At 60.0% G+C, this 26,940-nt stretch carries 31 protein-coding genes and 2 tRNA genes; 2 read left to right on the forward strand and 31 right to left on the reverse strand.

Annotated elements, in window-relative coordinates; all coding sequences use genetic code 11:
• Positions 1-726 precede the first annotated feature (726 nt).
• Entirely contained in the window at positions 727-981 is a 255-nt protein-coding gene (locus tag FG99_RS14190) for a hypothetical protein (protein ID WP_043270526.1), read from the reverse strand.
• 142 nt (positions 982-1,123) lie between these two features.
• On the opposite strand from FG99_RS14190, the gene FG99_RS33260 reads away from it, so the two are divergent.
• Positions 1,124-1,480: an SLOG family protein gene (locus FG99_RS33260; protein ID WP_043270529.1), complete on the forward strand. Its 357-nt coding sequence runs from the start codon at positions 1,124-1,126 to the stop codon at positions 1,478-1,480.
• A 10-nt stretch (positions 1,481-1,490) separates the two neighbouring features.
• Here FG99_RS33260 and FG99_RS14200 read toward each other — a convergent pair whose 3' ends face one another.
• Genes FG99_RS14200 through FG99_RS14210 form a run of 3 tightly spaced genes read right to left on the reverse strand, consistent with a single transcriptional unit; the run spans position 1,491 to position 2,655 of the window.
• A complete protein-coding gene (locus FG99_RS14200) occupies positions 1,491-1,751 on the reverse strand; it encodes a hypothetical protein (RefSeq protein ID WP_043270531.1) in 261 nt (86 codons plus the stop codon).
• The gene (locus tag FG99_RS14205; protein ID WP_043270533.1) at positions 1,748-2,125 is read right to left on the reverse strand and encodes a hypothetical protein; all 378 of its coding nucleotides are present in this window, start codon (positions 2,123-2,125) and stop codon (positions 1,748-1,750) included. The genes FG99_RS14200 and FG99_RS14205 overlap by 4 nt, the downstream gene beginning before the upstream one ends.
• Positions 2,122-2,655, reverse strand: coding sequence for a glycoside hydrolase family 19 protein (locus FG99_RS14210; RefSeq protein WP_043270535.1), 534 nt, complete (start codon positions 2,653-2,655; stop codon positions 2,122-2,124). The genes FG99_RS14205 and FG99_RS14210 overlap by 4 nt, the downstream gene beginning before the upstream one ends.
• 75 nt (positions 2,656-2,730) lie before the next feature.
• Between FG99_RS14210 and FG99_RS31370 the strand changes: the two genes are divergently transcribed.
• Entirely contained in the window at positions 2,731-4,590 is a 1,860-nt protein-coding gene (locus FG99_RS31370) for an acyltransferase family protein (protein ID WP_081884629.1), read from the forward strand.
• Here the strand turns inward: FG99_RS31370 and FG99_RS32135 are convergent, their stop codons facing one another.
• The 27 genes from FG99_RS32135 to FG99_RS14345 all read right to left on the reverse strand — a co-directional run bounded on the left by FG99_RS32135 (position 4,591) and on the right by FG99_RS14345 (position 26,939).
• Positions 4,591-5,442 (reverse strand): hypothetical protein, encoded by an 852-nt coding sequence (locus tag FG99_RS32135; protein WP_156060079.1) that lies wholly within the window; start codon positions 5,440-5,442, stop codon positions 4,591-4,593.
• On the reverse strand, positions 5,439-6,113 hold the full coding sequence (locus FG99_RS30795) for a DUF2793 domain-containing protein (RefSeq protein WP_051878874.1): 675 nt from the start codon (positions 6,111-6,113) through the stop codon (positions 5,439-5,441). Before FG99_RS30795 ends, FG99_RS32135 begins: the two co-directional genes overlap by 4 nt.
• Positions 6,110-9,178: a phage tail protein gene (locus FG99_RS14220; protein ID WP_043270537.1), complete on the reverse strand. Its 3,069-nt coding sequence runs from the start codon at positions 9,176-9,178 to the stop codon at positions 6,110-6,112. Before FG99_RS14220 ends, FG99_RS30795 begins: the two co-directional genes overlap by 4 nt.
• Positions 9,171-9,614, reverse strand: a complete 444-nt coding sequence (locus FG99_RS30800; RefSeq protein ID WP_051878877.1) for a C40 family peptidase — start codon at positions 9,612-9,614, stop codon at positions 9,171-9,173. The genes FG99_RS14220 and FG99_RS30800 overlap by 8 nt, the downstream gene beginning before the upstream one ends.
• Positions 9,611-10,498: a DUF2163 domain-containing protein gene (locus tag FG99_RS14230; RefSeq protein ID WP_043270539.1), complete on the reverse strand. Its 888-nt coding sequence runs from the start codon at positions 10,496-10,498 to the stop codon at positions 9,611-9,613. Before FG99_RS14230 ends, FG99_RS30800 begins: the two co-directional genes overlap by 4 nt.
• 55 nt (positions 10,499-10,553) lie before the next feature.
• Positions 10,554-11,423: a DUF2460 domain-containing protein gene (locus FG99_RS30805; protein ID WP_051878881.1), complete on the reverse strand. Its 870-nt coding sequence runs from the start codon at positions 11,421-11,423 to the stop codon at positions 10,554-10,556.
• Entirely contained in the window at positions 11,423-13,894 is a 2,472-nt protein-coding gene (locus tag FG99_RS14240; RefSeq protein ID WP_081884631.1) for a tape measure protein, read from the reverse strand. Before FG99_RS14240 ends, FG99_RS30805 begins: the two co-directional genes overlap by 1 nt.
• A 279-nt stretch (positions 13,895-14,173) precedes the next feature.
• Positions 14,174-14,578, reverse strand: a complete 405-nt coding sequence (locus FG99_RS14250) for a hypothetical protein (RefSeq protein ID WP_043270546.1) — start codon at positions 14,576-14,578, stop codon at positions 14,174-14,176.
• A 55-nt stretch (positions 14,579-14,633) separates the two neighbouring features.
• The gene (locus FG99_RS32845) at positions 14,634-15,101 is read right to left on the reverse strand and encodes a zinc ribbon domain-containing protein (RefSeq protein ID WP_051878884.1); all 468 of its coding nucleotides are present in this window, start codon (positions 15,099-15,101) and stop codon (positions 14,634-14,636) included.
• 208 nt (positions 15,102-15,309) lie between these two features.
• Positions 15,310-16,455, reverse strand: coding sequence for a phage tail tube protein (locus FG99_RS14260; protein WP_043270548.1), 1,146 nt, complete (start codon positions 16,453-16,455; stop codon positions 15,310-15,312).
• Positions 16,456-16,458: 3 nt separating this feature from the next.
• A complete protein-coding gene (locus FG99_RS14265; protein WP_043270550.1) occupies positions 16,459-16,878 on the reverse strand; it encodes a phage tail terminator-like protein in 420 nt (139 codons plus the stop codon).
• Positions 16,879-16,881: 3 nt separating this feature from the next.
• Positions 16,882-17,277 carry a hypothetical protein gene (locus FG99_RS14270; RefSeq protein WP_043270552.1) on the reverse strand — a complete coding sequence of 132 codons (396 nt, stop codon included), beginning with the start codon at positions 17,275-17,277 and terminating at the stop codon, positions 16,882-16,884.
• Entirely contained in the window at positions 17,277-17,657 is a 381-nt protein-coding gene (locus tag FG99_RS14275) for a hypothetical protein (protein ID WP_043270554.1), read from the reverse strand. Before FG99_RS14275 ends, FG99_RS14270 begins: the two co-directional genes overlap by 1 nt.
• A complete protein-coding gene (locus tag FG99_RS14280; RefSeq protein WP_051878886.1) occupies positions 17,654-18,151 on the reverse strand; it encodes a DnaT-like ssDNA-binding protein in 498 nt (165 codons plus the stop codon). The genes FG99_RS14275 and FG99_RS14280 overlap by 4 nt, the downstream gene beginning before the upstream one ends.
• 2 nt (positions 18,152-18,153) lie before the next feature.
• A complete protein-coding gene (locus FG99_RS14285) occupies positions 18,154-19,095 on the reverse strand; it encodes a hypothetical protein (RefSeq protein WP_043270556.1) in 942 nt (313 codons plus the stop codon).
• Between the two features lie 43 nt (positions 19,096-19,138).
• A complete protein-coding gene (locus FG99_RS14290) occupies positions 19,139-20,131 on the reverse strand; it encodes a major capsid protein (protein WP_043270558.1) in 993 nt (330 codons plus the stop codon).
• 19 nt (positions 20,132-20,150) lie between these two features.
• Positions 20,151-20,909 carry a hypothetical protein gene (locus FG99_RS14295; protein ID WP_051878889.1) on the reverse strand — a complete coding sequence of 253 codons (759 nt, stop codon included), beginning with the start codon at positions 20,907-20,909 and terminating at the stop codon, positions 20,151-20,153.
• Positions 20,910-21,022: 113 nt separating this feature from the next.
• Positions 21,023-21,271: a hypothetical protein gene (locus FG99_RS14300; RefSeq protein WP_043270561.1), complete on the reverse strand. Its 249-nt coding sequence runs from the start codon at positions 21,269-21,271 to the stop codon at positions 21,023-21,025.
• Positions 21,272-21,280: 9 nt separating this feature from the next.
• Positions 21,281-22,369 carry a phage head morphogenesis protein gene (locus tag FG99_RS14305; RefSeq protein WP_043270563.1) on the reverse strand — a complete coding sequence of 363 codons (1,089 nt, stop codon included), beginning with the start codon at positions 22,367-22,369 and terminating at the stop codon, positions 21,281-21,283.
• Complete coding sequence (locus FG99_RS14310) at positions 22,356-23,750, reverse strand: DUF4055 domain-containing protein (protein WP_043270565.1); 1,395 nt, start codon at positions 23,748-23,750, stop codon at positions 22,356-22,358. Before FG99_RS14310 ends, FG99_RS14305 begins: the two co-directional genes overlap by 14 nt.
• Positions 23,751-23,754: 4 nt before the next feature.
• Positions 23,755-25,050 (reverse strand): terminase large subunit domain-containing protein, encoded by a 1,296-nt coding sequence (locus FG99_RS14315; RefSeq protein ID WP_043270567.1) that lies wholly within the window; start codon positions 25,048-25,050, stop codon positions 23,755-23,757.
• Entirely contained in the window at positions 25,037-25,498 is a 462-nt protein-coding gene (locus FG99_RS14320; RefSeq protein ID WP_043270569.1) for a DUF2280 domain-containing protein, read from the reverse strand. Before FG99_RS14320 ends, FG99_RS14315 begins: the two co-directional genes overlap by 14 nt.
• A 31-nt stretch (positions 25,499-25,529) precedes the next feature.
• A complete protein-coding gene (locus FG99_RS14325) occupies positions 25,530-26,153 on the reverse strand; it encodes a putative metallopeptidase (RefSeq protein ID WP_043270571.1) in 624 nt (207 codons plus the stop codon).
• The gene (locus FG99_RS14330; RefSeq protein WP_043270573.1) at positions 26,153-26,410 is read right to left on the reverse strand and encodes a hypothetical protein; all 258 of its coding nucleotides are present in this window, start codon (positions 26,408-26,410) and stop codon (positions 26,153-26,155) included. Before FG99_RS14330 ends, FG99_RS14325 begins: the two co-directional genes overlap by 1 nt.
• Positions 26,407-26,730 carry a phage holin, lambda family gene (locus tag FG99_RS14335; RefSeq protein WP_043270575.1) on the reverse strand — a complete coding sequence of 108 codons (324 nt, stop codon included), beginning with the start codon at positions 26,728-26,730 and terminating at the stop codon, positions 26,407-26,409. Before FG99_RS14335 ends, FG99_RS14330 begins: the two co-directional genes overlap by 4 nt.
• A 52-nt stretch (positions 26,731-26,782) precedes the next feature.
• Positions 26,783-26,858: transfer RNA gene (locus FG99_RS14340), tRNA-Asn, on the reverse strand.
• A 5-nt stretch (positions 26,859-26,863) separates the two neighbouring features.
• Positions 26,864-26,939, reverse strand: a tRNA-Thr gene (locus tag FG99_RS14345).
• Position 26,940: the final 1 nt, after the last annotated feature.

The following is a 26,940-nucleotide window of genomic DNA, read 5'->3' on the forward strand; positions in this document are numbered from 1 at the left end:
ACAGTAAATGGTACGAGGGGGGCCTGTGAACTAGTTCGGCTAGCCTTGCGCTATCTACGGTTCCCTTCCCGTCTTGACCACCTTCCGCCCGGCAAAAAAAAAAGCCCGCTTTGAGGCGTATGCGCGATCGCTAGGACAGGCCCCAGATGATCGTTGTTCTCTATAGATTGCAACACGGATATGGGGCGGGAGCTGTCTCTTGTGAGAGGCAGCTATTGGCCGATGTCTGCCTGTCGCGAAGAGCAGAGAATGGGAAGATACGCCCGCTCCGCCAAAGAGTGATTGCTGCTGCCTGTCTGCGCAGCAATCCGATTACATCTATAACCTCGCCACCTGAGCCAGTCAGCAAATGCATCGCTCCCATCCAATGCTTGAGCGTGCCAACTCACCATCAAAAGAAGGCAGATAGCACTCCAAAATCTCGGGTGGGGCAAAAAGTGGGGCAAAATTCAGGAACGCCACAAAAGCATCAGGCATAAAAAAATCCAGTCACCGCTAAGTGACTGGATTTTCTAGGGATTTTTGGTCGGGACGGAGTGATTCGAACACTCGACCCCTTGCACCCCATACAGCGAACATATCCAATCCAAGCCTTTGATTTGGCTAAGAAATCGTACCATTTTGACCAGGCAAAACACACCACTTTTCAGCGTTTCGCAAACGTAGCTACGCGGGTTCCAGCGGTGGTTTTGCGCAGCCGCCAGGCCGTTTTCACCACCACATGCTCTACTTGTCGGCTGCGACCAGGCGGCCCACTTCGCGCCGGACCATAGCCTGGTACTCCGGCGGGCTCAGCGCGTCGATCTCACCCCTCACCCAGTCGTCCCATCGCCCCTTCCGCTTGGATCGCTCACCGAACAGTTTTCCCGCCTCGATCTTCGCTCGCTCGAGGTTCTGCTGCCAGAACTCGAACAGCCTGGACTTCTCGTCTTCCTGCGCCTGGCGCTCATCGGCCGGTCGGTTCGCCAGATTCCAGCTCATCGGGGGGGGGGGGCTCCTGAAACTCGAAGGCGCGCATTCTACCCCGCGGCCGGCGCGGCGCCCTACCGCTCGTCCATCATCCGAATAACTGTATATAAACACAGTAATATTACCCTCCCCTGCAGCAACCGAGGGACCGGCCGTGCCCGTCCGAGTCATCGTCTGCGGCGCCAGAGACTATGCCGACCACAACCACGTTCGGATCGTGCTGGACCACCTGCATGATCGCCGGGGCGTAGCCACCATCATCCAGACCAACAGCTGGGGCGTTGAACGCTGGGCGCGATATTGGGCCAAGTCCAGCCGCTGCGAGGTGATCACGTGTCAGAACGTGCTTGAGATGTTCGAGCTGCAGCCTGATGGCGTCGTAGCGTGGCCGGGGAAGACAAGGACTGCGGCCGTGCTAGCCGCCGCGAGAAAGGCCGGCGTCCCGGTCTACCAAGCACCACCGGCGGGAGCCCTTCCAGATAGATACCGAATCCTGCCCGTGCGCCGCTGACCGCCCCTCATCACTGGCAGGCCTGCACCGCCGCGCGCAGTTGCGCCTCGTAGCCGAGGTGCTGCTGCCGCTCAGCCAGCAACGCCCGGACCTTGGTCTGCAGGCTGTCCCCCTTCTGCAGGCTCGCCGTGGCCCAGGTCGGCTCCTGTACCGCCGGCGCCCGGCAGGGCACCGCCACCGGCACCTCTACGCGCACCGTGCGCAGCTCAGGCTCAACCTGGCCGGCGCATCCCGCCAGCGCGACCAACACCCCCATCACCAGCCATTTCATAGCCCCAACTCCTTGTCGATGACCACCTCTGCCGCTGCGCACTGATCGCCCTCGGCATGCTCCTGCTGCAGGCGCTGCGCGGAGGTGAAGTGCTGGCCGGCCTGCTGCTGGGCATCGGCCACCGCCTGGACGGCCTTAGCCTGGCGCTGCTCGGCCTGATCAGTCAGGCCGGCGATGGCCGCGTTCTGCTGGCCCACCAGTGCCTCGAGGTTGCCCCGGACAGCTCGACAGGCAGCCAGGTCCTGGGCGGCCTGGCCGAGCTGCGGCCGGTAGTGCCCGACGGCCAACCACACACCCAGGCCAGCGCCGGCACCAACCTGCAGCAGCGCGGCCAGCGCCAAGGCCAGTGGCTTCCAGTAGCTGAGCCAGGTCATGCCAGCACCGCCTTGGCCTTCTCCCACAGCGCCAGCCGATCCGCCTGACCGTTCAGGCCGCCGTTGATGCGTCGGGTGATGTCCTCGAAGCGCCCGGCATCGGCGAGCTCGTTCAGGCCGTGGCTCGACCACCACCAGGCTGCGGACGTGGCCGCCCACTCCGCTTGTTCCAGCAGCTCAGGCTGGTCGAGCAGCGGCAGACCCAGAGCGGCACCGACTTTCCGGTAGTTCTCCCGGCCGGTGATCTGGATCAGCCCCCGGCCCTTGAATCGAGCCCCGTCGCCCGGCTGGGTGTTGCCCAGGTCCTTGCGGCCTTCATAGCGCTGCTGCGCCGCCGTCGGGCCCCAGATCTCGCGCACGTAGCGCAGTTGGCCCGATTCATGGCCGATCTGCGCCAGGAACGCCGCCTGCCGCACAGGCGAGTCGATCCGGTAGCGCTGCATCGCCCGGTTGAGCGCAGAAACGAAAACGCCGGCACGAGGGCCGGCGTTGGGGTAGATGCGCAGCAGCTGCTGCTCGGTGAGGGGCATTCGTCTCTCCGTGCCGGATACCGGCCTTTGATTGGAAATGGCTTTTGGCTATTATCAATGTGTCAAGGAGGATAAATGAAGAGCATGCGAGATTTGATTAGGGATGACATTCAAGGCCTGCGCGCCATAGCGGTTCTAAGCGTATTTGCTTTCCATCTTGATCCATCATTACTTACTGGTGGCTTTATTGGCGTAGACATATTTTTTGTCATTTCTGGCTTTCTAATATCCGGGATAATTCTCAGAAACAAAGAATCCGGCAGATTCTCTATACTAAAATTCTATGAAAGCAGAATTCGCAGGATAACTCCCGCCTATTTCTCAGCGTTAACTATAGCAACTATAGCCTGTTCCATCCTCTTCACAAATTCGGACTTTCGAGTTTTCTGGAGCAGCCTGAAGCGTGCAGCTGTTTTTGACAGCAACAGCTTTTTCGCCGACTTCGGAGGGTATTTCGCATCATCAGCGCTTCAGTGGCCACTACTGCACACTTGGACACTTGCAATTGAGATGAAGATTTACTTCATCCTACCAATATTCCTAATTCTGATCCCTATTCGCGCACTGAAATATATAGTTCCAATCTCTATGATCGGAATTTTCTCGGCGTCGTATTTTCAATCATACGATATAATAACGCGACAGCAGCAATATTACTCAACCATACTTCGCGCACCAGAGTTCCTGCTAGGAACCACGCTAGCATTGCACTGGGCGACCATAGATCGCACTTTCGTAGAAAGAAATTTCGGCAATATTTGCGGCGCAATCGGACTGATATTTATCGCCCTATCCACAGTCCTTATAAGTGGCAAAACATCGTATCCAGGCTCTGCAGTCTTGCTTCCATGCATAGGCGCAGCGCTAATTATCTGCTCTCGCGGCTCAATCACAAACATGGCACTGAGTACGAGTGCACTGAGGCTGATAGGCGAATATTCCTACTCTATATATCTGTGGCACTGGATAGTACTAGCAATTACGAGATACGTATTAGGCGTCGAATCGCTACCATGGCCTGCAATGTTGGCCGCAGTCGCTATTACGAGCGCTCTGTCGTACCTCTCATTTAGATATGTTGAACAGCCCTTCCGACGAGTTGAGCTGCGCCGCCTGACGCTACGAGCCATCGCTATCGCAGTTTCCTTCTGCTCAATCGCCATTGCATCGCATTCCATCAACCGCGCAATTCCAGAGCCTGAATTTGCTGGGCGCAGCTCGCTGGACTTACGCTGCCATAATCAGATCAGCGGCCCTTGCCTGAAAGGTGATCAACTAAGCTCAACCGAATATCTTCTTATCGGCGATAGCCACGCCATGCTGCTCAATCCGTTCTTTGACTATATGGGCTCAACCAATGGGTTCAGGGTTCGAACAATCACAAATGATGCATGCCTGACTATCCCTGGAGGGGGCTATATATATTCCGAAAATTATGCAGATAGTTGCAAGCTACAGGCATCTCAGGTCAACAAGATAATGGACAGCTATCGAATCATTTTCGTCGCAGGGAGATGGGCGAAGCGGATTGATGACAACAAACTATTACTTAGCGATCTTGAATCATTCATGAAACGTGCAAAACGCAATAAAACCACTGTCGTTTTCATGGCGGACGTTCCAATCCTCTCCACAACCGCGGCGCGATCTGCACGTCTATCTTCGCTGGGATTCTCAACTGAGCTTCTGGTGACTGACGAGAACACGAAATCAAACATCAAGATGAAGCGCATAGTCGAAAAATATAGCAACGCGAAATTTCTAGATCTAACCTCAAGCGAGGTATTCCGTACGCCACCTACATTCAATGGCAACATCATATATTACGACGAGACGCACATAAATGCATATGGCTCTATGGCTTACGCGATAGATTCTGAAGAAGCATTCATGAAATTGCTACGCAAACTAAATGAGTTATACGCAACACAATAATCACGGAGGAGTATTTTTGTAAGGATGCCCGGAAGGAAGACTGCCCTGCAGACCATACCGCCATGCGGCCCATCCAAACATCCTATCGATATCATCAGACGAGAGAGTGGCGTTCCCCATCAGCACACAAGCCAACTCGATATCAGCGAAGGCCTCGGCTACAAAGCTTGCGCCTGAATATGAGGCACCGATCCCTATCGGACCTACGCTGGCGGTGTTGCTTGTTGATCCTGCGGCTGTCCAGAGGCCAGTCCCCGAAGCTGCCAACTGCCCGTCAATATGCATATCGATCTGACGGTCGGCCCATCGAAAATGATCCAGGCGCATGTACCAAGTTGCTGAAGATGCGACGCCATTGCTTGCGCTTCCAAATGAATCGGTATCCAAGCGCCTGCCACCTACAGCCTGGGTATTCGCAGCCATGGAGGAAATCCCCATGTACTGAGCCGCACGAACACCTGGAGAGGCGCCCCCGCGACCAACACCCGCAACAATCCGATTTATCGCAGAACCATCCGCCGCCGTCTTCTTCACGATCGAAAACATGTACCCATAGGTACGGTTCTGGAACAGCCCGAACGCAGCAGTGGCCGTTGTCTGCAGGACATCATTCACGCCGTCGAACAGCACAGTGCGGCGTCCATTCAGGCCGCCACTGACCGGCGTAGGGCGGTTGGCAGCGGCGGACTGTGAAACATCCCAGGCATTCCCGGAGCGGTCGCCCCACACGCTGACGGCGCCGGATGCCAGCGTCATGGGGCTGGAATCATCCAGCCAGAGACGAGGTGCGGCGGTCAGCAGCGATGGGTTCCAGCCCTGGGCATACGACATCAGAAGCGATTGCATGCTCATGTCAGCCCTACCCCGCTGATCAGCCATTCGGTGGCTGCGACCTTGACCGCCGTGGCAATCCCATTGGCCGCCAGTGTTCGACTCCCCGTTACCCCAGATCCGGCCAGGCGCATCGTATCGGTAGTGATCGCAATCGTGATCAGGCCAGCGCCGTTCTGGTTCAGGAACGTCACCATGTCACCGATGTTGAACGCTACGGAGCTGTTCGCCGGAATGGTAAACGTGCGGGCGGTCGTGTCGGCGCTGGGGTGCAGAATGTGCTTGCCCACATCCCCGAGGACCAGGGTGTAGTTCGCCGACTGTGAGTTCTGCGGCATGTTCCCCGACGATCCCCCGCTTGAGGAAACGGCCCAGGCTGTACCGTTCCACTCATAGGTCACATGCTCATCGAGAACGCGTACGGGCAGCCCCTCGCGAGGAGCGACGAACGTCCAAACCCCGAACGCCGTGATCCAATAGGCCAGGTTGTTCGCCTTTCCAGACCATGCCCCGGTGGGACTGGCGCCAACAATGTATAGAGCCCCATTCGCCGGGCTCCCTGGGGGCGCAGACAGGTCCTTGTCCAGCGCAGCACAACCAATGAGCTGGTCGATCATGGCGAACGCCTCGTTGGCGTTCAAATAGTTCGCCTGTCCGTTCGCCAGATCAGGCATGCCGAATTTGACGGTCAAAGTGTTGCCTCCAGGACGTAGCCGCGGCCGACAGTGCCGCTGAGCTGGTAGATGCGGAATGTGATCGAGGACTGAGCCGAACCGAAGTCGGTCGTCTGGTCTGCGGCGCTATAGGTCCAAGCCGGTGACGTGACAGAGATCGTGCGCTTCACGGTAGATCCCGACATGACATCGACTTCATAGGCCTCAGATGCCTCGCCCACCGGAGCAACGACGCCATTGGTCCACCAGGTGCTGCTCAGCCGGCTGCGGCGCGTGAACATTCCAGAGAAATTACTTGAAGTGTCGCGGGCACCCTTTGCGTACACCGGAGACAGGCATTCGAGGTTCACCCCTTGGTATGTGAACGCCGTGTCATCTGCGCTATCGATGCTGGCACCCTGAGTCACTCCGCGATAAAGCGACGGTACACCGATCGAGCCAACGGCCATGTCGATGAAGATGTTGTCGGTATCAGCGAGGAGAACCAGATAGTCGCCAGACTGGTGAAGCCCTGTGGCCCACTCGGTTCCGCGATCCCCCCGAACAAGCCCGGACAGTCGATAGCTGCCATCGGCCTGCAGCGCAGCATTCTGAAACCGGATGATCTCCCACCGGCCATAGGCCCCATAGGCTGCATAGTTCGCACCCAGCAGCATCTGGTCACGCGTGATCGACTCAAGCTCACCCGAGAGCATATCGACCACCAGTGCGCGCTGATCAATGAGCGTGCACGCACTGACCGGCAACGTCCCCCGGGCGAACCCGATCGTCGCTTTCCCGGTGAAGCCCTGCAGTTCTGTCCAGGTCTGCCCATTGTCGACCGACCGGACCATCACACCGCCGGGCCAGCCATCGGTATACCCGCTCATCACCCCCACGAATCCAGGGGTGTTCTGCACGGTCTCGTCGACTACGGGAATGTCGAGCTCAAGCGCCAGCGATTGGCCACGCAGAGGGACATTGCCACCTGGGCCAGGGCCAGGTGCGCCAGCTGCATTGCTCGAATAGATGGCGGCGTTGTTCAGCTTGGATTTGCAGGTGAGACGGCCATCCGATTCGTAGTTGATCTCGGTAAGACGCAGCTCGAATGTGCCGAACTTCGCTTGAACGGTGACAACGTCAGCCGCCTCAAGCGGAAGGTAGGTCGGCGGCAACACGGGGCCGTCAAAATCATCGCGCTCAAGCCAGCGCAGGAACAGCAGTTTCTCGGACATCTGCGCGATCTCGTCGTCGCTCAGAACCAGCGGGATGTCACGCTCCTCAGCATTGACCGCCGATGTGTTCAGGCGCTCGTAGGACTGGGTGGCCGACGCGTACTCCCTGGTCGAGCTCAACGCAGTGATGGTGACCTTCTGCGGAAGCTGCGAGTCCATCTCTCTGCTGTAGGGGAGCGAGTCGCCAATGTCAGAACTGTCGTTGGCCGCGAGGTCCTCCCACGGAATCGTCATCACCGAAGATTGCCCACGCGGGACGAACTTGATCTTGTAGCCGGAGGGGACGACATCGAATGGATATGCCCCCTGCAGCGGTTCGATCACAGACCTGATTGCGCCTCCCGAAACCCGATAGCCACGGACATCCTGCGTGAGCAATGAAACATCAATGTCACTCGGCTGGATGAGCTCGGAAAGCGCCACCTCGCTAGCGATGACATCGCCAAGATTCTGGTATCCATAGTCGAATTTCACTGACCGGATGAAGGAGATGATCGAACTACCAAACACCAAGGTCAGCACACCATCCGACGCCGCCCCCCAGATCTGGTTGGTCGAAAAGCTATGGGAAAGAACCTCGTCTTGGACGAAGTTGCCAGAAGCGTCGCGCAGGAACGTCCGCACGCTCGGGCCGATAGTCGCGCCATCACCGGAGTCGACCAACCACATGACCGCTCCCCCAGCCTCAACGATCGGCGTTGCCCCCTTATCCGGGTGGTAGATGTAGTTGCCGATCCAGCGTGTATAGGGAACCCCGGGAGAAAGCTGAACCTCATGCATCGAGACCAGGGCGCCGTCCGAGTAGATCTCGTAATAGCTCGACAGGTCTGCTCGGCGACGGAAGACGTAGAGAAGACCATCCACCACGTAGGCACCAAAGCCAATGTAGCTCTCACCCGCATAGGGCGTCAGCAGGGCGGTCTGGAGCCCGTTGGTATGCGCGCCATACACCGAAACGTAGGTGTAGGCGTTGTTGTAGTGGTACGACCAGGCCCATTTCCCATCGTGGCCGATGGGGTAGTTGAACGAGGACAGGGCAGGATTGACGTATTTCCCCGCAATCGATTGCGCCGAGACGAACTGACCATCTGCCAGCCGATATTTGAACTCGAAGTACCCTCCCACATCGCCGTAGTCCGGGCGCGGATCGCTAGGGTTGGCGGCAAAGGTCACCACTCCGCCTCCAGCGCTTACAACCGTAGCCGTATCGTTCAGCGCAATTCGTCCCTGGGCGGTCTCCAGGTATTCACGGAGTCCCTGGCCGTCAACCTCGGCAATTACCTCAACCTTGAACTGCGCCGCCTGCAAGGTGTTCGAGTAATCGGCCAGGGCAAAATCATCAAAGACGATGTAGGTGTAGCCCCTGAACGCCGGCGCATTCCCAACGCCAACATCAGCCTCATAGCGTGGATCGGGCAACTGATCATCCGTCCCCCGGTACAGCCTCCATCCCTTCGCGGCCTGGTTCGAGGCGATGATGGTTTCCAGATCGTCGCTGCCGGCGTTGTAGATGAGCTTGTCAGAACACCAGATGCGACGGATACCAGCAATCTCGCCTTGGCAGAGCATCAGGGCAAAGGTGGCGTAATAGCTGTAGGTCTTGGTGACCGTCGAAGGTCCGCCCTTGCCGCCTGACTTTTTCTTTTTGACGACTTCCTTGAGCTGGTTGTTCTCCATCCAGACGATCTGGCTGCCGGAGAGGCCGACAGTGCTGTAGACGCGCGGGATGTCGCCGCCGTACTCGCTGCCCTGGAAGGTCCGGCTGGATAGCTTCCCTTGCTCGATGACCGTCTTCTGCTGTTGAGAAAGACCAAGCAGAAGAGCACCGACTACCCCGACGCCGATGCCTATCGTTAAGGGATCAGACATCAGTCACCTCAGACACCTCGGAGAATGTGTAGGCACGAACGACGCGGCTGAACCAGGTCGAATCCAAGCGATGGACACAGACCGTCCCGTGCTGCTCGCTGGCATGGATGACATAGGGGTGGTCGCGGTATTCGCCGGCATGGATGGCGATGTGCTGGGGTTGTTTGGTCATGCGCATCAGCAGGACGTCACCCTTCTGCGCCTCGGAGACGGCGATGCGCTGCAGGGATGGCTGGGCGTCAATCTGGCGCTCCAGCTCACCGTCGAAGGGCGTGCGCGGGTAGCCATGGGCGTCCCGATGGGGAATGCCCAAGCGCTGGCAGACGAAGACGTAGAGGCCAGCGCAATCGAGCCCAAGCCCGACCACTCGCCCCTGATGGCGAAACGGCGTTCCCTCGGCCTCCAGGGCGGCAGAGACGATCTCGTCGCGAGTCATGCGCCCCTCCCTACTGCTCCAGATTCGGAAGAGGTCGGCATGTGCGCCTGTGAGCCATTGTTCAGGCCGTTGTTGTACTTCCCGACGCAGTCCTCCATCAGCCGCTTGCGACAGCCGGGAATCATCACGTAGGCGTCCCCGGGCGCGATGGCATAGGGGAACGGCTCGTGCGTGGTAATCACGCCTGCCGCGCTTGACGATTTGATCTGCTGCGGCTTCAGGCCGGCATTGAGCCCGGCGGTGAACATCACCTGGCCGGCGGTGAACCAGTCATCTGCCTCAGCCCGGGAAGAGTCGGTGAAGGTGTATTGGCTGGTGACGCCAGTAACCGTCCCGCTGACCTTGTAGTCGTTGATGTTCGGGCCATCCGGGTTGGAACGGGGACCAGTGCAACGGCTGCGCGTCGACGCGATGATCCGACCATCAAGCGTCTGATCGAACAGCGTGTAGGGGCATTGAGCAGTGAATACTGCACCAACCGACTGGTTGAGCGCATCCACGATGCTCATCATCTCGGCCTTGTAGGCATCGTCGGTGAGCGTGGTCTTGCCGAGGATCATGACGCCAAGCGGCTCTTCGTCCTCGATGGGCGCTTTCCAGGAAGTGGCGAAGACATAGCAGCGAGCGTTGTCGAAGACGCCAGTGGCCAGCTGCTCCCGGGTGATCCCATGATTCAGAATCCCGGTCAGGTCCACGCTCGACGGCGACATACTGTCGGTCGCGTCCAGTCCGCTGAACTCGTAGCCCGATTCGGTCGAATAGACCGTTCCGTTGCTCATTACGAGGTCAGTCGGGTATGCCGCCAGGCGCACTACGGTGCCGTTCTCGGCCTCGATGCGGGCGCAGTAAACCCTCGTCTTCCAGTCTGCGACGTGTGGCTTCATAGGGCCTCAAAATGAAAAACCCGGCGCTAGGCCGGGTTGCTTGGATAGGTGTTGCTTAGGGGTTCAGGATCTCTAGGAGGTCGATGCTCCCCGCGTCGATCGTGTCCCAATTGGAGAATCTGCTGCTGAGGTCCGCAGTGAAGCGCATGGGGATGTCGAACTGGCATCCCGCAGTAACCGCTTCTCCAGTCTGCGGCCGGGTATTCACCGCCCCGCCGCTGACGTAATCACTGAACCCCGTGGAGTTGATCGCGACGGTGATGGTTGTGCCGCTGATGCCTGTCACCAGCGCGCGTAGGCCGTTTATCTGCGTCATCCCGACAACGCCCGTAATCACGACCGAATCACCGATGGTGAAGCTGTGCGAACCCACAGTGATGACAGCACTGCTCGCCTTGCTGATCGCGGTGATGGTTCTGGCCTTGTTCGCCGCTAGGGTGACCAGGCCGGTGGTGTTGTCGACGCTCCACTGCGCGACCGGAAGGATCTGGCCGCCGACACCGACCTTGACCGTTCCAGATACAGGCTTGCGAATCCTTCGGCGGATGCATGACGGATCAGAGCTATCGCCGTACCAACGCATTAGCTGGTAGACACCTGGGACCGTGGGGTTGTCCAGGATCATGGCCTGGTCGAACGCACTTGGCGCACCGCGGTAGTCTTTCGTCGAGAAGTCGGCTGGATGCATCACCCGGAAGCCTCGGTAGGTGCCGCCGGCTCGGTTGTTCAGGTCCACGATCTGGCTGATGATGAAGTTCGTCTGGCGTTCAAACTCGATGGTCATCTGAGCCTTGATGAAGGGGTGCTTCATCGACCGGTATTCGTTGCCGCCAGCTGTGGTCACGGTGCTGACCGCATAGCTCGCACCGAACCCGCTGCCATAGTCGATATTCTCGGCCAGGCGCTCTTCCAGAAACTCTCCCATCATGCGTACCTGTCGGATTTGCTAACGGCACTCGACACCCGACGGGCTAGGCGCGCAGTGGACTCCTGCATGCCCTTCGCATCGGTGATGCCATAGACGTTGAGGCTGATGTTGTTGACCTTGCTGTTGGTGGTCGTCGAGGTGCTCCCCTGCCGGTTGAGGAAATCCTTCAGGTCGCTGTTGGTGCGCCTGTCGACTACCCGCTCTCCCCTGTCGAGCAGCCAGGTGCCTTCTTTGGGGATGTTATCGATGCCATCGTGTGCCATACCAGCAATGGCGGTGGCTCCGATCAGTGCGGCCGAGGTGTAGCCCATGGCTCGGATTACCTGGGAATAAGGGGCGCCAATGACTGGCCCCAGCCCGACCGGCGGAGGCGCCATCGCGGCCGTTGCAGCCGTTTCCGTGTTGACGATGGTCTGGGCAATGGAGAACGCCTTCTGGATGGCGAACATCGCCTTGTAAAGCCCAGATTGTTCGCCAGCGAACTCCTTGGTCAGGCCAGCAAGGTTTCCGAATAGGCTTTCTCCACCGGCCAGCAAAGCGGAGTTCTTCGCAGCCTCGATGGCGCTCTGCTCATCTGCGGCTTGCTGGTGGATGTTAGCCACCCGCTTGGCGTATTCCTCTTCGTTGATGGCCTTGGCATCAAGGTATTCAAGCTGCTTCTTGAGCTCACTGTCTCGCCAGTCCTGAAGCGCCTTGGTCTCCTCGTCTAGCTTGATCAGCTCGCTACTGGCGCCTCCGACATCGGCATCCAGGCCGGACGTGTGCGGAGCCTTGGAAACGCCTTCCACGGTGCCAGACTTGATGTCGGCCTCGCGATTGGCGTCCTGGATCGCCTTCAGCGTCTTCAGCCTTGCTAGCGCCGCTGTATTCCCGTCCTTCTCGTACTGCGCCATCTTCTCGGCGTAGTCGAGCTCGAACTGGAGTTCATCCGCGGCACGCACCTGGCCGGTTTCCCGGAGGATCTGCAGGCGCAGCTTGTCCTGCTCCACCTGGTCCTGCTTTGCATCCAACTCGGCAGCAAGATCAAGCAGGTGCTGTTTCTGCTTGGAGTTCAGCTTAGAGAGCTCGCCGTTTTCTAACTGGTAGCGGACGTGCGCAACCTCAGTAGTTTGGCCAAATAGCGCAACCTGCTGTGCCAGGCTCTGCTCAACATTCTTATATGCAGAAGCAAGCTGTTTGGCTGCGCGCTGCTCGTCTGTTAAAGCCGAGCCTCTCGGTTTTGGTGGCGTCGGTGGTGCTTCCGCATCAACCTTCGGCTTGTCCTCGGGAGACGTCTTGGGCGGCGGAGCGGCGGCGCCATTATTCGCTCGCGCGGCCATGAGTTCATCATTCAGTTTGAGTAGCGCCTGGACGCCCTTGATCTCTTCGCGGAGCCTCGCCATCTCTGGCGACTCTTTCGCATTTGGATCAATGGTCCGAAGGTTAGCGAGAGCTTTCTCTTGCTCGGCAAGCTCTCCTTGCTTACGAATGAGTTGGTCATTCAGGCGAACGATGTCATCGGCAGCCGCCTTTCCACCATTGGCCTGGTAGGCCAACTCATAACCAAACCATTGCACAATCGATATAGCTTCGCGGACTCCCTTCGCGATGGTGTTGAACGCAGTGACTACGCCGGCAGCCAGCTCTTGGGCGGCGCGGATAGTCTTCGGATCCTGGAGTGTCTCCGCCAACTCGCCGATGTTCCCGGTAAGGATTGCAGACGCCTTTGACGTCTCGTTGACCTTGCCAACGAACACTTGGAAGGAGTTCGAAAGCGCCGTCGTAGAGTCCGCAACAGACGTCTCCATCGACGCAGCTAGCTCTTCGTTGCTATCCCTCGACCGACGAAGCGCTTCGTTCAGCGCCGCGAGGCTCAGCTTGCCCTCAATGCCGAGCTTCCGAATGTCGGCCGTCGACCGCCCCGTCGCAGCAGCAAGGTCGTTCACGATTGTAGGCATGGCTGCCAGGATCGATTGCCAGCCGTCAGACTCGATCTTCCCGGTCTGGATAGCCTTGGAGTAGGCATCGATGGCCGAGGATGCCTTGTCTGCCGACGCGGCGTTGGTCACCAACAGGAAGCTGAAACTGTCCGTGATATCCAGGGCATCGTCGGTGTTGTAGCCCAGCGTGCGTATGGCATCCGCCGTCCGGATGTAGACCTCCTGCGCCTCGTTGAGCGGGCGGTAGGTTGCGTTCGCCGTTTGCAGGAGGCGTGCTTGGACCTTGGTGTACTCCTCCGTGGACGACGAAGCCATCCGAATACGCGCAGCCATCTGGCCGTATTGGTCGGATGCAGCGATTATTGCGCGCACGCTGATGGCAGCAGCAAGGGCACCAAATGCCTTACCTAGGCCGCTGGTAGACTTCGTTAGCTCCTGATTCGACTTATCAGCCTTGGCCGTTATATCGATCATAATGCGCAGTTCGTCGGTGGCCTTCTTTGCCGACGTGGAGTCCACCACCATCACAAGACGGGCATATTCAGTCATCGTTTCGAACCCTATGGGTGATGGAGTCCAGACGCATCAGCACGTCGACCTCAAGCGGCTCCAGACTTATCCGCTTGAGGTCGCACCAGTTGCGCAATTCGGTATAGGTAAGAGGCTCAGGCGTGCGCCTGATCTCGAAGAACAATGGCCAGAGGTAGGCCAGTTCCTGAGGGATCGGTGGGGTTTGAAGTTCTTTGGGGGTATCGCCAGTTACCCGAGCGATCTTCTCCAGATGCTCCCGGACTGACTTGTCAGACCCTGGAGCACGCTTGAACAGCCTTAGCTCTGCTTCGGCGTGTCGCTCAAGGTCTCCGAGGCGATCTCGAAAAAACGGGAGCGGTCCGCAGCTACGGTGTCCACGGCATCGGCAATGTGCGGCGCATTGGTGAGGAATTCCCGAACAGCTTCCAGAGTGCAGGGTTCTTCGAAGGACCAGTCGGCGACCAAGGACACAAGACCGTTCATGACGACCTCATCTCGTGCCGCGGCGCGATCCCAATCGCTCATGCTGGCAGGCAGATCACGCATGGTACGGGCCCCCTCGAACTTCGCCTTGCGGAAAGCATCGGAATCGGTGCCGCGCACCATCAGCCAGTGCTCCGATGGACTGCCATCCGCGAGCATCAGCTGCATCTTCACGCCTTTATCGGCGTTCGGCTTGGTGTAGAAAGCTTCTTTCTTCATGGTTTCTCCGGGTAATAAAAAACCGCCCGAAGGCGGTTTCTGAAATTATGGTGAGTCACTTAATTACGAGGTTCTTTGCCGTCCACCGCCGCCCATCCCGCGTGCTTTCCATGTTCACGCTGTAAGTGCTCCGCAGCACTGCACCAAAACTATTCTGCGAGTCAACAAACGCCACCACCTGATACTGGCAATCGGCGGTTTTCACGACGCTCACTCCGTCGTCGCTTATATATGGGAACTTCGCACTGGCCGGTGACTTCAGCTGCTTTTTGGCGAAATTTTGCGACATGACGAAGGCCATGGTTGGATCATTGCATCGATCTGCGCTGGCGACCTGATTGGCGGACGACCCCGAACTTCCGCCACCGAAAATCTTGCTGAACACAACTACGGCGAGGCCAATGATGATGAGGCCACTTAATGTCCCAATGGTCTTCTTCGGCGGCTTAGCCCCACACGTAGGACAGGCCTTTGCCTTCGTCGAGACCTGACTCCCGCACTCCTTGCACTTCATCAATGCCATTTGATTCCCTCCCGATCCAGATTGAAGGGAATCTACCACGGCGCAAACGCCAAAACCCAGCTTGGACTGGGTTCTGGCATGCTTGCGGTCAGACGCGGCCCCGGCCATGACGACATAAAGCAACGCATGCCCAAAGCCAAGGAATTGCTGCGAAAGCAAAAGGCGGCAGTAAAGCTCAAGAGGTAAGCGTGCTGGTCGCAGGCGGCCATCAGCTCCGGGTGATCCGCATGGTGGTGGTGCCGTCGTAGCCGGCCGAGTATGTGTATTGCGGGATCACCGCGCCCGGGCCGCTGGTTTGCTTCTGGCCCTGGGTATAGCGAACCTTCGGCAACTCGATGGTGTAGCTGTCAGCGCCCTCCTCCAGCACAACAATGTGGCTGGTTTCGGTCTCGTCCAGCACCTTCGCCCACAGAGAGCCGTCCTTGAGGTAGGCGTTCATGGTTCCGGTGACCGCAGCGATGCCGTTGGTGACGCAGTAGGCCTCACGCTGGAACAGCGAGAAAGCAGCCTCCATGCCGTTGTCCAGGCTCAGGTTCCACTCGGTGGCATAAGCGATCACCTGACCGCCCTCGGTGAAGGAGCCGTTGGTGGTCACCATCATGTCGCTGGTGGTAGCAGCAGCGAACGTGGCGCCGCCCGGGATGGTGTAGGGCTCGGCCTTGGTGCCGATCATCCCGAAGGTGATTCCTGCCTTGTCGCCCAGCGGGGCGGAGATGTTCAGGGTGTTCACGCGGCAGCCGCGGTAGATGTAGTCAGCACCGATGTCGGTATGCCGCTCCAGGATGGCGAAGGAGCGTTCGACAGAGCCGACCTCCAGCACATCGCCAGTCCAAGTTCCCTGCAGCGCTGCCTCGATCAGGTCATCGAAGCTGCCGAAGCTCACCTCTGCGGCGATTTCGCCCTGGACGCTATAGGTGCCGCCGCGGCTCGGTGCGCGCTGGCGGGCCTGGTTGATCTCGGCGGATTCGATCTGGTTGATGTTCGGGCTCAGACCTTCCGAGACGAAGCGGATAGGCTTGAACTGGGGATTCCCCGGAATCGAGCCTTCCATGACGATGGTGATCGCCGGACTGGCTGCAGCGTCCACCAGGGTGACGGCCGATCCATCGACGTTGGTGACGGTGATCTTGCCGGCCGCGGCGGTGGCGATCTTGCGCTTGCCATTGTTCGCAGCATTGGCAAAGCCGGAGACGGTGATGATCTGGCCAACGGCGAAGCCAGCAGTCAGGAACCCGCTGCCCGAGTCGCTGTAGCTGGAATCCGACGCAGCTGCGCTGATGGTCGAGGCGGTTTTGGTGGCGCCCTCGAGGACGTAGTAGAGCTTGACGGCAGAGCCGCTGGCAAAGCAGGCCATGGGTTATACCTCCGGGCGGATGGTGTTGGCGCTGTAGTAGATGGAGACGTTGATTTGCTGCCAGCCGTCGACCGGCCGGAGGTTGTTGCGGGTGACGCGCATGACCTTCACGCACTGGCCCTGATAGACCAGGCGGCGACCGGCGACGAAGTAGTCGCGGAGCCTCTGCACGGCGGCGAGGATGTTCCCGGTGCCATCGTTGAGCGGGTAATTCAGGTCGACCTGGAAGACTCCGACCGTCTCGTCCATGCCTCCGACGCCAAGGCTCGAAGGGTCGGTGCTGGCCGGCAGGTTGAACCAGGCAGCCCATGGCAGCGACGGCGATGGAGGGGTGAAGTTCTTCCCTTCATTGGCCGTCGGGATGCCGAGCGCAGCCGCCGTCAGCCCTGCGACCAGGGCGGCGTTGATCTTGATTTCGGACATTGGTCAGACTCGGAACTTGGCGATGGCCTTGTCGACGATGCGCTGCACGCGGGCGAGATTTCTTCTTACCATCCCGTTGGGCGCCTGCTTGCTGCTGCCGTACTCCAGATCCTCGATGTAGGGGAGCGAATTCGACATGAAGGTCTCTTGGCCGGCGCCCTCGGGCGTCTTTGCCACGATCTCGGAGATGACGGACGAGCCGGACTTATCCTCGCGGTCGATCTCGCCCTGAGCAGGCGTGTCGATGGTGGTCACCCAGTTCCCGCGAGCCCTACCGGTATCAACCGGGGTGTCCTTCACGGTGCCGCTGAAGAAGTCGATGGTCGCAGCCCGGGCAATCTTGTCGTGGGCGGCGATGATCTTCTTGACCGCATCATCCATATCGCTGGTGAAGCTCATCACTTGCGCCCCTGGCAGAAATACACCAGCGGAGTACCGGCAGGGTTCGCTTCCTTGACGTTCACGACCTGCCAGAGCACGCCGTCGACGTCTATGCGGGTGGTAAGCGCCGGCGGCCAGGTAAGTCCCTTGGCGGCGATGATGATCTTCTTGTCGCCCTGGCGAATCTCGGAGCCTTCGGCGTACTGCTGGCCGGACTCCTGCAAGGTGTAATCCAGCAGCAGAAGCTGGGCCGGTTGGCTGATCGGCGTGTCGCCGGTCGTTTCGCCACTCACCGGGTCATAGGTCCCCGGCGTGATGTCGCGCAGCGTCTGCTCCGAGCCGAACCGTCTGATAAGCCGCAGAGCCGTCGCAGCCATTCGGTCGTAGAAGGCACTCATGCACGCACCAGTCGACCGTTGTAGGGACCGAAGGTGTACTTGGCGAAGAAGCCATCGGACTGACGCCCAGCGGCGGCCTTCGCCTTGTACCCGCTGATGGCGCCGTACTTGACGTCGACGGCGCCCTCTACGCGCTCCTCGGTGACGGCGCCGGTACGAGCCTCTGGCGGGTCGATATCGTCCTGGTGAATTTCACAGGCCAGAGCCATCTGCCCCATCTTGATGTTGCGAGGCAGTGAAGCACCATCCGCCATGAAGCCACGGCGGATAGTGTAGTAGCGAGGCCAGGGCAGCCCCTGCTCGTCATGAAGCTGGGTGCCGACCCATTCCATAGCCCACATGGCAACGCCGGCGCGGCGAAGGATTGCCTCACGCGCGGTGGTGTCATCCGGGATCGTCCAGCCGTAGTCACTGGCGAACTGCACCAGCTCATCCACGGTGGCGAAGGAATCGGCATCCGGCAGGCCCGCGCCAGTCTCGATGACGAGCGCCATGATCAGGCCTTACCTTTTGCCAGAGCGTCGGCGGCAGCCTTCTTCAGGCCTTCTGCGACGACAGTGCCATCAGCACGGACGACGGAGTAGTTACCGCGGCCCTTCTGGACGACAGTCAGAGCCTGCTCGGTCTCGGTCTCGGTCTCGGTCAGAGTGTTGGTGACCTCATCGACCGGCACAGCCACGGCCGTCTGACCGAGCAGCTTCTCCAGCACGAAGGCAGAAGCCAGTCCCTCTTCCATCTCCGTGACCGTCCATTGGCCGTAGGCGACTCGGGCGAAGTAGGCCTCGCGGTCCTTCATGTCCACATTGGCATACGGCGCTGGACCATGAGCCTCCACCGGTACGCCGGCGAGCAATGCGTCATGACCGATATTGCTGTTCCAGGTGACGATCTTGCTGGCGCGCGCGAACAGGCCTTCCAGCGGTTCTATCTCACCGCCGGCCAATGGATGGGGCCGGAATTCATCGTGCGGGACACTGGCAATCCACTCGTCCAGTTTCTCTTGAGTGTCGAAGGGATGGGCAGCGTCACCCACAACCTGACCGCAGAGCACGACAGGACCATTCCTCTCAACCGGAGGCCGAATGGATAGGCCCAGCGCCTCAAAGCGGTCCGGCGGGCACTCGAAAGCCGGAATCATGTTCAGGCCGCCCAGGCTGACCTGCCAGTTGCCATCGACATAGTCGTCGACACCATTAACTCGGTTGAGATAGCCATAATCGACCACCACCACCGGAACACCAGCCTCGGTGTATTCGCTGAAGATGCGCTGTCCACGGCCGCGCAGGCCCACCACCATGACCAGATCGAACTGTTCCTGGCAATTGTCGCCATAGTCCGGCAGCGAGCGGAAGATGGCGCGATGGCCATGCAGTTTCAGGCCAGCGGCAAGAGCCTCGGCGGCGACGTGCTGGTCACGGGCATAGATGGCGATCTTCATAGGGCATCCTGTCAGCCCCTCCGAAGAGGGGCTTTCTCAGAGGTCAGCGGGACTGGATGATTACGCCGGCGAAGTCCTTGTAGGAGCCGCGCACTGCGTCCCAGTTGGAGCCGGTGCCGAGGGCGGCATCATTCGGGTTGGCGCCGCCGTTGGCGATGTCCCACTTGAAGCCCTTCACGCCCATGTTGTAGGCGAACTCGCCCTGCAGACGGGTGATCAGGTTTTCCTTGCCGGTCACGTTCTCGATGACCAGTTCCTCTTCCTCGGTGTTCTCCACCTTCAGGCCGTCGACGGTGAGGCCGAGGGTCATGTAGTCGGTGGTGGCGGCCGAGCCGGAACCGGCAGTGATCACCAGGGCGTCGGAGTCGGTCACCAGAACCGGACGGTTCAGGGAGATCGGGGTGCCGGTGGCCACGTTGAAGTTCGACACGCCGTCGATGTTGGCGGTGATCTGCGCCTGGACCAGGTCGTAGTAGGCTTTGGAGTGCATCACCCAGCAGACGATCTGGCTGGCGGCATCGCCGAACTTCGACAGGCCAGAGACCAGGCCGGCGGTGCCCAGGGTGCCGTTGGTGGGGATGGTGTATTTCACCGCTGCCTGGGCGTTCAGCGCGGCGCGACCGGCGCGCAGGGCGGAGTTGAGCATTTCCACCTGCATGGCCTTGGCGGCCATTTCGCCGAGCAGGAAGCTCATCTCGTCCTCGGCCAGGCCTGCCATGATCTTGCGGAAGGCGTCGCGAGTTTGGTCGACCGGACCGATCTTGCGGTTCAGCTTGACGCTGATCCACTCGTCCTGAGTCATCGGCAGGATGGTGGCATCCGCTACCGAGGTGGTGTCTCGACGGCTCACCAGGCCGGCCACGTTCTTGAAGAACGCCTGCTGCGAGTAGTCGCCGCGACGGCTGATGGTGGCGAGGCTGATGGCCCCGGCGGACGCTGCGTTGAACGCGTTGCTGTTCTGGGTCAGCGTCTCAACGACGCCAGCCTGGAACTGGTCCTGATAGACCTTGAAGTCAGAAGCTTTGCCTGCGGCCATGATTCATTCTCCCAATGGCTTAGGCGGGAAGCGCGAAATACGCGTCTTTCCCGTGTTTGCTGATGTATTCGGCCTTCTGCTTGGCGGTCATCTTGGACCGCGGGGTGCCGGGCCGAACCTCACTACCGGTGCCGCCGGCGCCGCTGCCGCTGCCGTTGGCAGGGAACCAGTGCGGGCGAGTCTCTTTCATCTCCGCGAACCACTCCTTGAGGGTCAGCGGCTTGCCGTCTTTGCCGAAGCGACCTTCCTTGGCGATGGGGTTTCCCTCATCGTCCAGCTCGAAGTCGCGCGAAGCAGCCAGCATGGCGTCCTCCATGGCGAACTTGTGGACACCAGCTTCGGTGGCAGCGCCGATCACCTCGCCCTTCAGCACCCGGGAAGCGAACTTCTCGGTGCGGGACTGGTGACGGGTGGCCTCTTCGCGAGCGGCCTGCAGATCGCGGTCATAGCTGGACTTCATGCGTTCGGTGCGCTTGCTCAGGACTTCGTCGATCTTGCCCGCCGCGATGAGCTGGGCCTCTTCGTCGTCCGAGAAGCGCTGCAGGATGGATTTCACGGCCTCGGGGTCGATACCGTCGAAGGTCTTCAGCTTGTCGCTGCTTTCCTTCAGCTTGCCCAGGAGCTCGGTATTCTTCGACTTGAGGCCGCCTACCGCTGCGCCCACTGCGTCGTCGATGAGCTTTTGGATCTCGGGGGTGATCTCCGGCCCTTGGCCGCCACCACCGTTACCGCCTTCGCCGCCTTCTTCCTGCATGAACAGCTGCTTGAGTTGGAACATGTGTTATCCCCTTGGGACTGTTGGCGCCCTTGGCGCATAAAAAAGCCCCGGCATTGCCGAGGCTGGAAAGAAAAAGCCCGCTCAGTGGCGGGCTTTTGATGTTCAGGATTGCGTCACATGAGCACGACACGCTCGCCTTTCATGAAGCAGTGCGCGCAGAGAAGCTGCTTGGTGCCTCCCGATGGCTTTCCGTTCTTGACGATCATGCCGAGCTTGGTCTCGATCACCTCGATGCAGCCGCATCGGTGGCAGCTGACCTGATACGCGGGGCGCCCCTTCTTCACACGGTCGATCACACGCTGCTTTGGCGTGTCCGGTGGCGGCGTACCGTCGATTACCTTGAATGGGTGCTTATCAGTCATGCAGCGATCTTACGCCGCAACTCCCGCGCGCTCAAAGAGGTCTTCGTCGCGCTTCTTGAGTTCATCCAGGGTGTAGACCTTGCCCTTGTCGTTGGTGAACTTGTCGATGTCCACCTTGCCGTCGCGGAACAGCTTGCCGCGAGTCGGGCCGAGAACTTCGTCTTGGAACGCAGCCGGCTTGTTGCGCAGCCAATCGCTGTAGGTCACGTCGTCGGCGACATAACCATCCATGCTGGCCTGCGTTCCTTTGCCGATCTCTTCTTTGGTGAGCCCGAGTTGTTCCCATGACTTGATCACCGGCGTCGAAGTGCTGCGGCAGTTGATGTGCCGCGGCGGCTGCGGGCCTTTGCCGATCGGGAAGGTCTTCCCGGATAGGCTTGCGCAGGTGATCGTGGTCCGACCATCCAGCGTGGCCAGGAACTGCCACTCATCCACCAGGTCATCGTTCTCCGCATAGAACGCCTGGCGGGTGAAGTTCGACAGGTGGTTCACCGACGTCCGAACGATCGCCTCGGCATTGCGGCGGTCGATCTCCAGCAGGCCGTCTGCATAGCCGGCGGTACGACTTCCGCGAATCCGCCGAACCATCTGGTCAACCGTCTCGCCTTCGACGAATCCAGTGCGAATGGCATCGCGAACGCGGGTCATCCGGCTGGCTTCGAGGTCCTTGGTGAACTCCGACAGCAGCTTCCCCTGGAAGGGCCTGGCCATTGCGGCTGCATAGACCTGCTGCGGATTCACGGCATTCACCGGGACAACCACCTGAACCGGCTCTGGAATGGTGTTCAGGAACAGCTTGTGCTGGTAGTCCGCCTCGTATGCAGCGTAGGCCTGCAGTTCTTCATCGAGCGCATTCCCAAGTGCCTCATAGGCCTTGGCGTTCAGAGACCTCACGGACTGCAGCAACTGGTCCAGACGCTGCACGGTGAAGCTCCCTGGCGGCATCTGCTCGATCGCTTCCATCAGCTGACCGAAGAGGTCTTTGTCGACCCGGTTCAGCAGCGCGATCATCCGCTGGACGACACCGTTGCTGAAGCGCTGCAGGCTGATCGCGTGCGCGACCTCGGCGTCGGCAAGCTTGTTGTTAACCGTTGCCACTGCCGGCGCCCATCAGCCCGAGCGGAGGACCTTGCTGGTCAATGCGCTCCTTCTCCGACTCCCAGTCCAGTTCGCTCGACAGGATGCCGCGGCGCTGATACTCGCCGAACAGGGTCTCGTCGGAGAGTTTGCCCTGCACGGCCATGTTCAGCAGGGTGGGCGTCGTGATCTCAGGCACGTAGTCCGTCTCGAAGTTGCCGCGGGCCTGCACATGACCGCCATTTGCCTCGCCGATGTAGTCGGCCATGATCTGCAGAACCTGTGCAACGGAGTCTTCGAACTGCCCGGACATCATCTGGAGCGGCGACATCTCGATCGCGGCGTCTTCCTGGGCCTGCTCCGCCGTCTTCGGCGCGGCATTCTCCAGGCGTAGAAGCTTGGCGCCGGCGATGCGCATCTCATCGATCAGGTCTTTCAGCGAGTTGCGGCCGGCGTCGATGGCCTTGCCCTCGTGCTCGACGTAGGAAAGCTTCGCCTCGGCCTTTTCGTTCTTCACGAGCGTGCCACCACCAACGACAACGGCGTGGTCTTGCTCGAAGCCAGCGCCGAATAGAATCGGCACCCGAGCGTAGTGCAGGATCGTGTCCTGGTCGCTCTGGCTCTGCCAGTGCTTGACGTTCAGATACGCCAGTTCCATCAGCGGCGGCTTGCCGGTGAGGAAGCCAGTGCGCTTGGTGTAGAACGGCACGATCGGGATGTAGCTGAGGCTGGAGGTCCCGCTGTCGTGGACGTACCACCCATCCTTTCCAGCTTGCCGGTAGATGGCCCAGCTTCCCGGCTCGAGCACGCGGATCTGCGCGACAGCCTTCTGTCCGAAAGCGCCCTCATCCTCGTAAACGCACTCTTCGTAGCGGAACTGCAGGAGCTGACCGCCTGATTCCTTCCAGCCCAGGACCTGCTCCGGGCGGATGTGGATAGCGTAGGGCCGCGCGCCGGTAGCGATGACATCTGCCTCGGTGACAATGGTCTCGCCCTCCGACTCGCTCGCCGGGCTCTGCGGGTAGTCGACGTAGACGAAGCTGATCGCCTTAGCCAGGGCATCTTCAAACCAGCCACGGCCAAACACGGTGCCGTTGTTACCCTGCTGGTCGATGTCCTGCCAGTACTCGCGCAGGCGCGCCGGGACGTCATCCATCAGGTGGATTGGCTCAGCGAACACCCGGCTGCCCATGTTCACCACGGTTTCCGAATACGCGGGCAGCAAGGTCGACGTCATGAGACGGCACCTGTAGGACTCGGAGTCCTCGGCCGGCCAGCGCGGAAGCAATTTCTCCCCGGCAACACGCATCGCCCCTGTCCCTCCCATCAGCGGACTGACGATGGCCCAATGGGCACGCATCTTCTGCACGTCGGCGCTGACGATGCTCGGATCATCGCTCATTGGGTTACATCCTTAGGGGCTCTGAGGTGGCAATACGGCGAACAATCGGGAACTGGTTATGGATGAAGTAGCCGCCCGCGTCGTTCGCGTGGTCGGCGCCTTGCGATTTGTCAGGCTCACCGTTCTCTGCCCATACCTGCTGCTCCAGGCAGTCGGCATAGGTCGGGCAGCGATCCTCGTTCACCAGGTAGCGGCGCTCACCGGCGGCGTTAAGGAACATGGCGTTCATCGCGTTCACCCGGTCCTTGACAGGCGGGTTAGCCTCCGGGGCCTTCACCTTGAATCCGGCCTGCTTGAGCAGTGCGATATCGGTGGTGCTCGCGTTCACCGACTTGCGTGAATCCCCCGAGGCGTCCGGGTAGATCGTGATCTCGCAGGTCTTCTGGTAGGTGTTGCCGTCGAAGCGCCAATAGCGCTCCTTGATCTTCTGGATCATGTCGGGCGTGTCGTAGCCCTTGGTGATCTCGTCCACCGCCCTGGGCAAGCCGTCGCGCTTCACATGGGTGATCGCGGACATCTTGCCAACGTTGAAGTCCATGCCGATGTGCAGCGGCTCGGCCGGCTTGAGCTCGTCGGTGCAACCGTTCAGCTTGCGGTCGTAGGCGTGGTAGACCGTTCCTGACGTCAGGTTGACGAAGAGGCCTTCCAGGTATGCCTGGATCAGCTGTGGCGGGTATGACTCCATCAGCGATGGGATGTAGTCCGCCGGCAGGTTCAACTCGTTGTCGTAGGTACTGGCCTGTACCAGGCCGTATAGGTCGGCCAGGTGCGGCTTCTCACGCAGCTGCTTCACGAACTGCTGGTGGACGAACTTGAAGCCCTCGGGCGTCGTAGTGACGTCCACCCCGTTCTTCAGTCCGGGCACGTTGTAGCGCATCCGAGCAATGATCTTGCGCCAGGCGTGCTGGGCCTTGAGCACCGGCAGCACATCCAGCTCATCGACCAGAGCGTGCCCGATCTTGAAGCCCACGATGGTCTGCGGCTTCTCCATTGAGCGGCAGATGGTCGTGCTGCGGTACTGGCCACCGCTGTAGAACTCGACCTCCTTATCGCTCTCCTTCGTCTTGACCTTCAGGCCCCAGTCGAAGGCGACTTCCTCGATGGTCGGGAAGAAGATGTCTCGGATCTGCGGGTAGGTCGGGGCGAAGTACCCGGAGTTGATCCCAGGCCACTCCCAGACGTGCTTGCAGATGCCGGCCGAACCCACCCAGGTCTTACCAGAGCCGAACCCTGCCACGAACCCGCGGAACTTGTGCGGCAGCATCAGGAACTGCCCCTGCGGCACGTTAAGCGTCGGCATCGCGCTTCCTGGCGTCGACGATCTCGACCTCTACCCGGGTTGGCGGGATGTCCTCCGGGCCCGATTCGACCTTTGCCTGGCGATTCACGTAGGCATCCCCTACTTCCTTCGCCGCCTGCTCCAGCAGTTGAGCAGTGAGCGAATAGTTCTTCGAGCTCTCGGTCTTGGTCGCCATCCGCTCGAGCACTCGTAGCCGGAAAGCCCGGTTGGCGATGGCAATGTCCGCAGTCTCCTCCCGGAAGCGTTTGCGGCTCTCGTGGAAGAGGTCTGCCCACTTTTTCGCAAGACCACGCCCGGCGTACTTGGTTGGGTCATGAGACTCGCAGGTCTGCCGGCTCAGCTCGATGCCGAACTCTTTCTTGACCGACTCAGCAACCTGCGACGGCGTGTCAAAGCAGGCCAAGGCCTGGACTATGAAGGCTTTGACCTCGCTTCGTAGTGCTGCCATATGGTCGTCATCCGTCAGAACCTGTCAGTTATCAGGCCGACTTCAGCAGGCAGGTTCCGCAGGCCCTCGCGATGTTGATCTTCGCCACCTCGGGCGGGTTGTTTGCCGCCTCGACCAGGGCCTTGACCCCCTCACTTGCGCCGTACCTACGAACCACACCGACGAACTCTTCGACGTCGTGGCCGCGCAGCTTGAGCTTGGGCAGGCCTTCCTGCGTGAACTTCGGGGCGCCGTACTGATCCGTGGCGTGAGCGATGTGCATCAGTTCGTGTTCGACCAGCCGCAAAAAGTCCACATCACTGCACTCCGCGCAGTAGTCCGCAGCCAGAGTGATCAGGTAGGCCGGCAAGTAACCGAACCATCGGAGCATCTGCTGCTCCTGCCTGCCCTTCTGCCATGCACTACAGCGGAAGGTGACTTCCTCGCACTGGCCGAGCACCAGACGGCCTTGCTTCTCGAAACCGGAGGCTGCCCAGAGGAACGCGATAGGCGCGTCCTGCAGGTGGGCGTGGTCTTCGTTGTAGAGTTCTCCACCATCACTGACGAAGGTGGCCATGACCCACTCCAGAACCTCTGGAGCGGGGATATAGGCATCTGCCCAATCCTCACCTTCGGCGAACTGGCCAATGGTGGCGGGCGGCATGGGCCTCGGCATCAGTCTTCCCGTGAGAGCACGTAATCCATCCAAGAAGCCTCGCCTAGCCTGAACATGGCCAGCACCTGCAGGTCGTCTGCCTTGGGACCGAAGCCGAATATCTCGACCTGACCGTTCTCGCCCATCATCGCTAGGGCGCCAATCTCGCAGGGAGAAAGATCGCCGCTCTTCAGCTGTTCGATGACGCTCTCGAGGGCCTGAACGGCATCTCGCCAGCCTTCGCGCTGGAACTGGACGACCTTGAGGTCTGCGCTCACGCCTGGTCAGCCTTCCGACCAAGCCAGCGGTCGGCGTAGTCCCTGATCTTCTCCACCCCCATGAAGCCGACCATGCAGCCGGCGAAGGTGGCGAGGTTGCTGGGGAGGCTCAGGTACTCCAGGACAGGCACCAGGGAGACGGCGATCAGGCCGCACAGGGCGCCTTCGAGCATCATCTGGCGCCGTCCGCCCCCGCCATAGATCACACGCACCAGCGCGGTGAGGCCAGCCGTCAGACCGGCATAGATCTGCGGCTGGTGCAGGGAGAGCCAAGCCAGCAGTGCAGCCCAGAAGCTGGGATCTTCTTTCATTCGTGGCATCTCGGTTGTCCTAGCCCTTCGCCGGGCAGGCACTGCGCGTGTGGAACAGGGATGGCTGGCAAGCAGGGACTCGAACCCCGGACCGGCGCATTAACAGTGCGCTGCTCTACCTTCTGAGCTACATGCCATCTGCTGGTGCCGCCACAAGGATTCGAACCCTGGGCCTTCCGCTTACAAGGCGGTTGCTCTACCGGCTGAGCTATAGCGGCG

The organism is Pseudomonas sp. AAC (assembly GCF_000725445.1).
Lineage (GTDB): Bacteria > Pseudomonadota > Gammaproteobacteria > Pseudomonadales > Pseudomonadaceae > Pseudomonas > Pseudomonas citronellolis.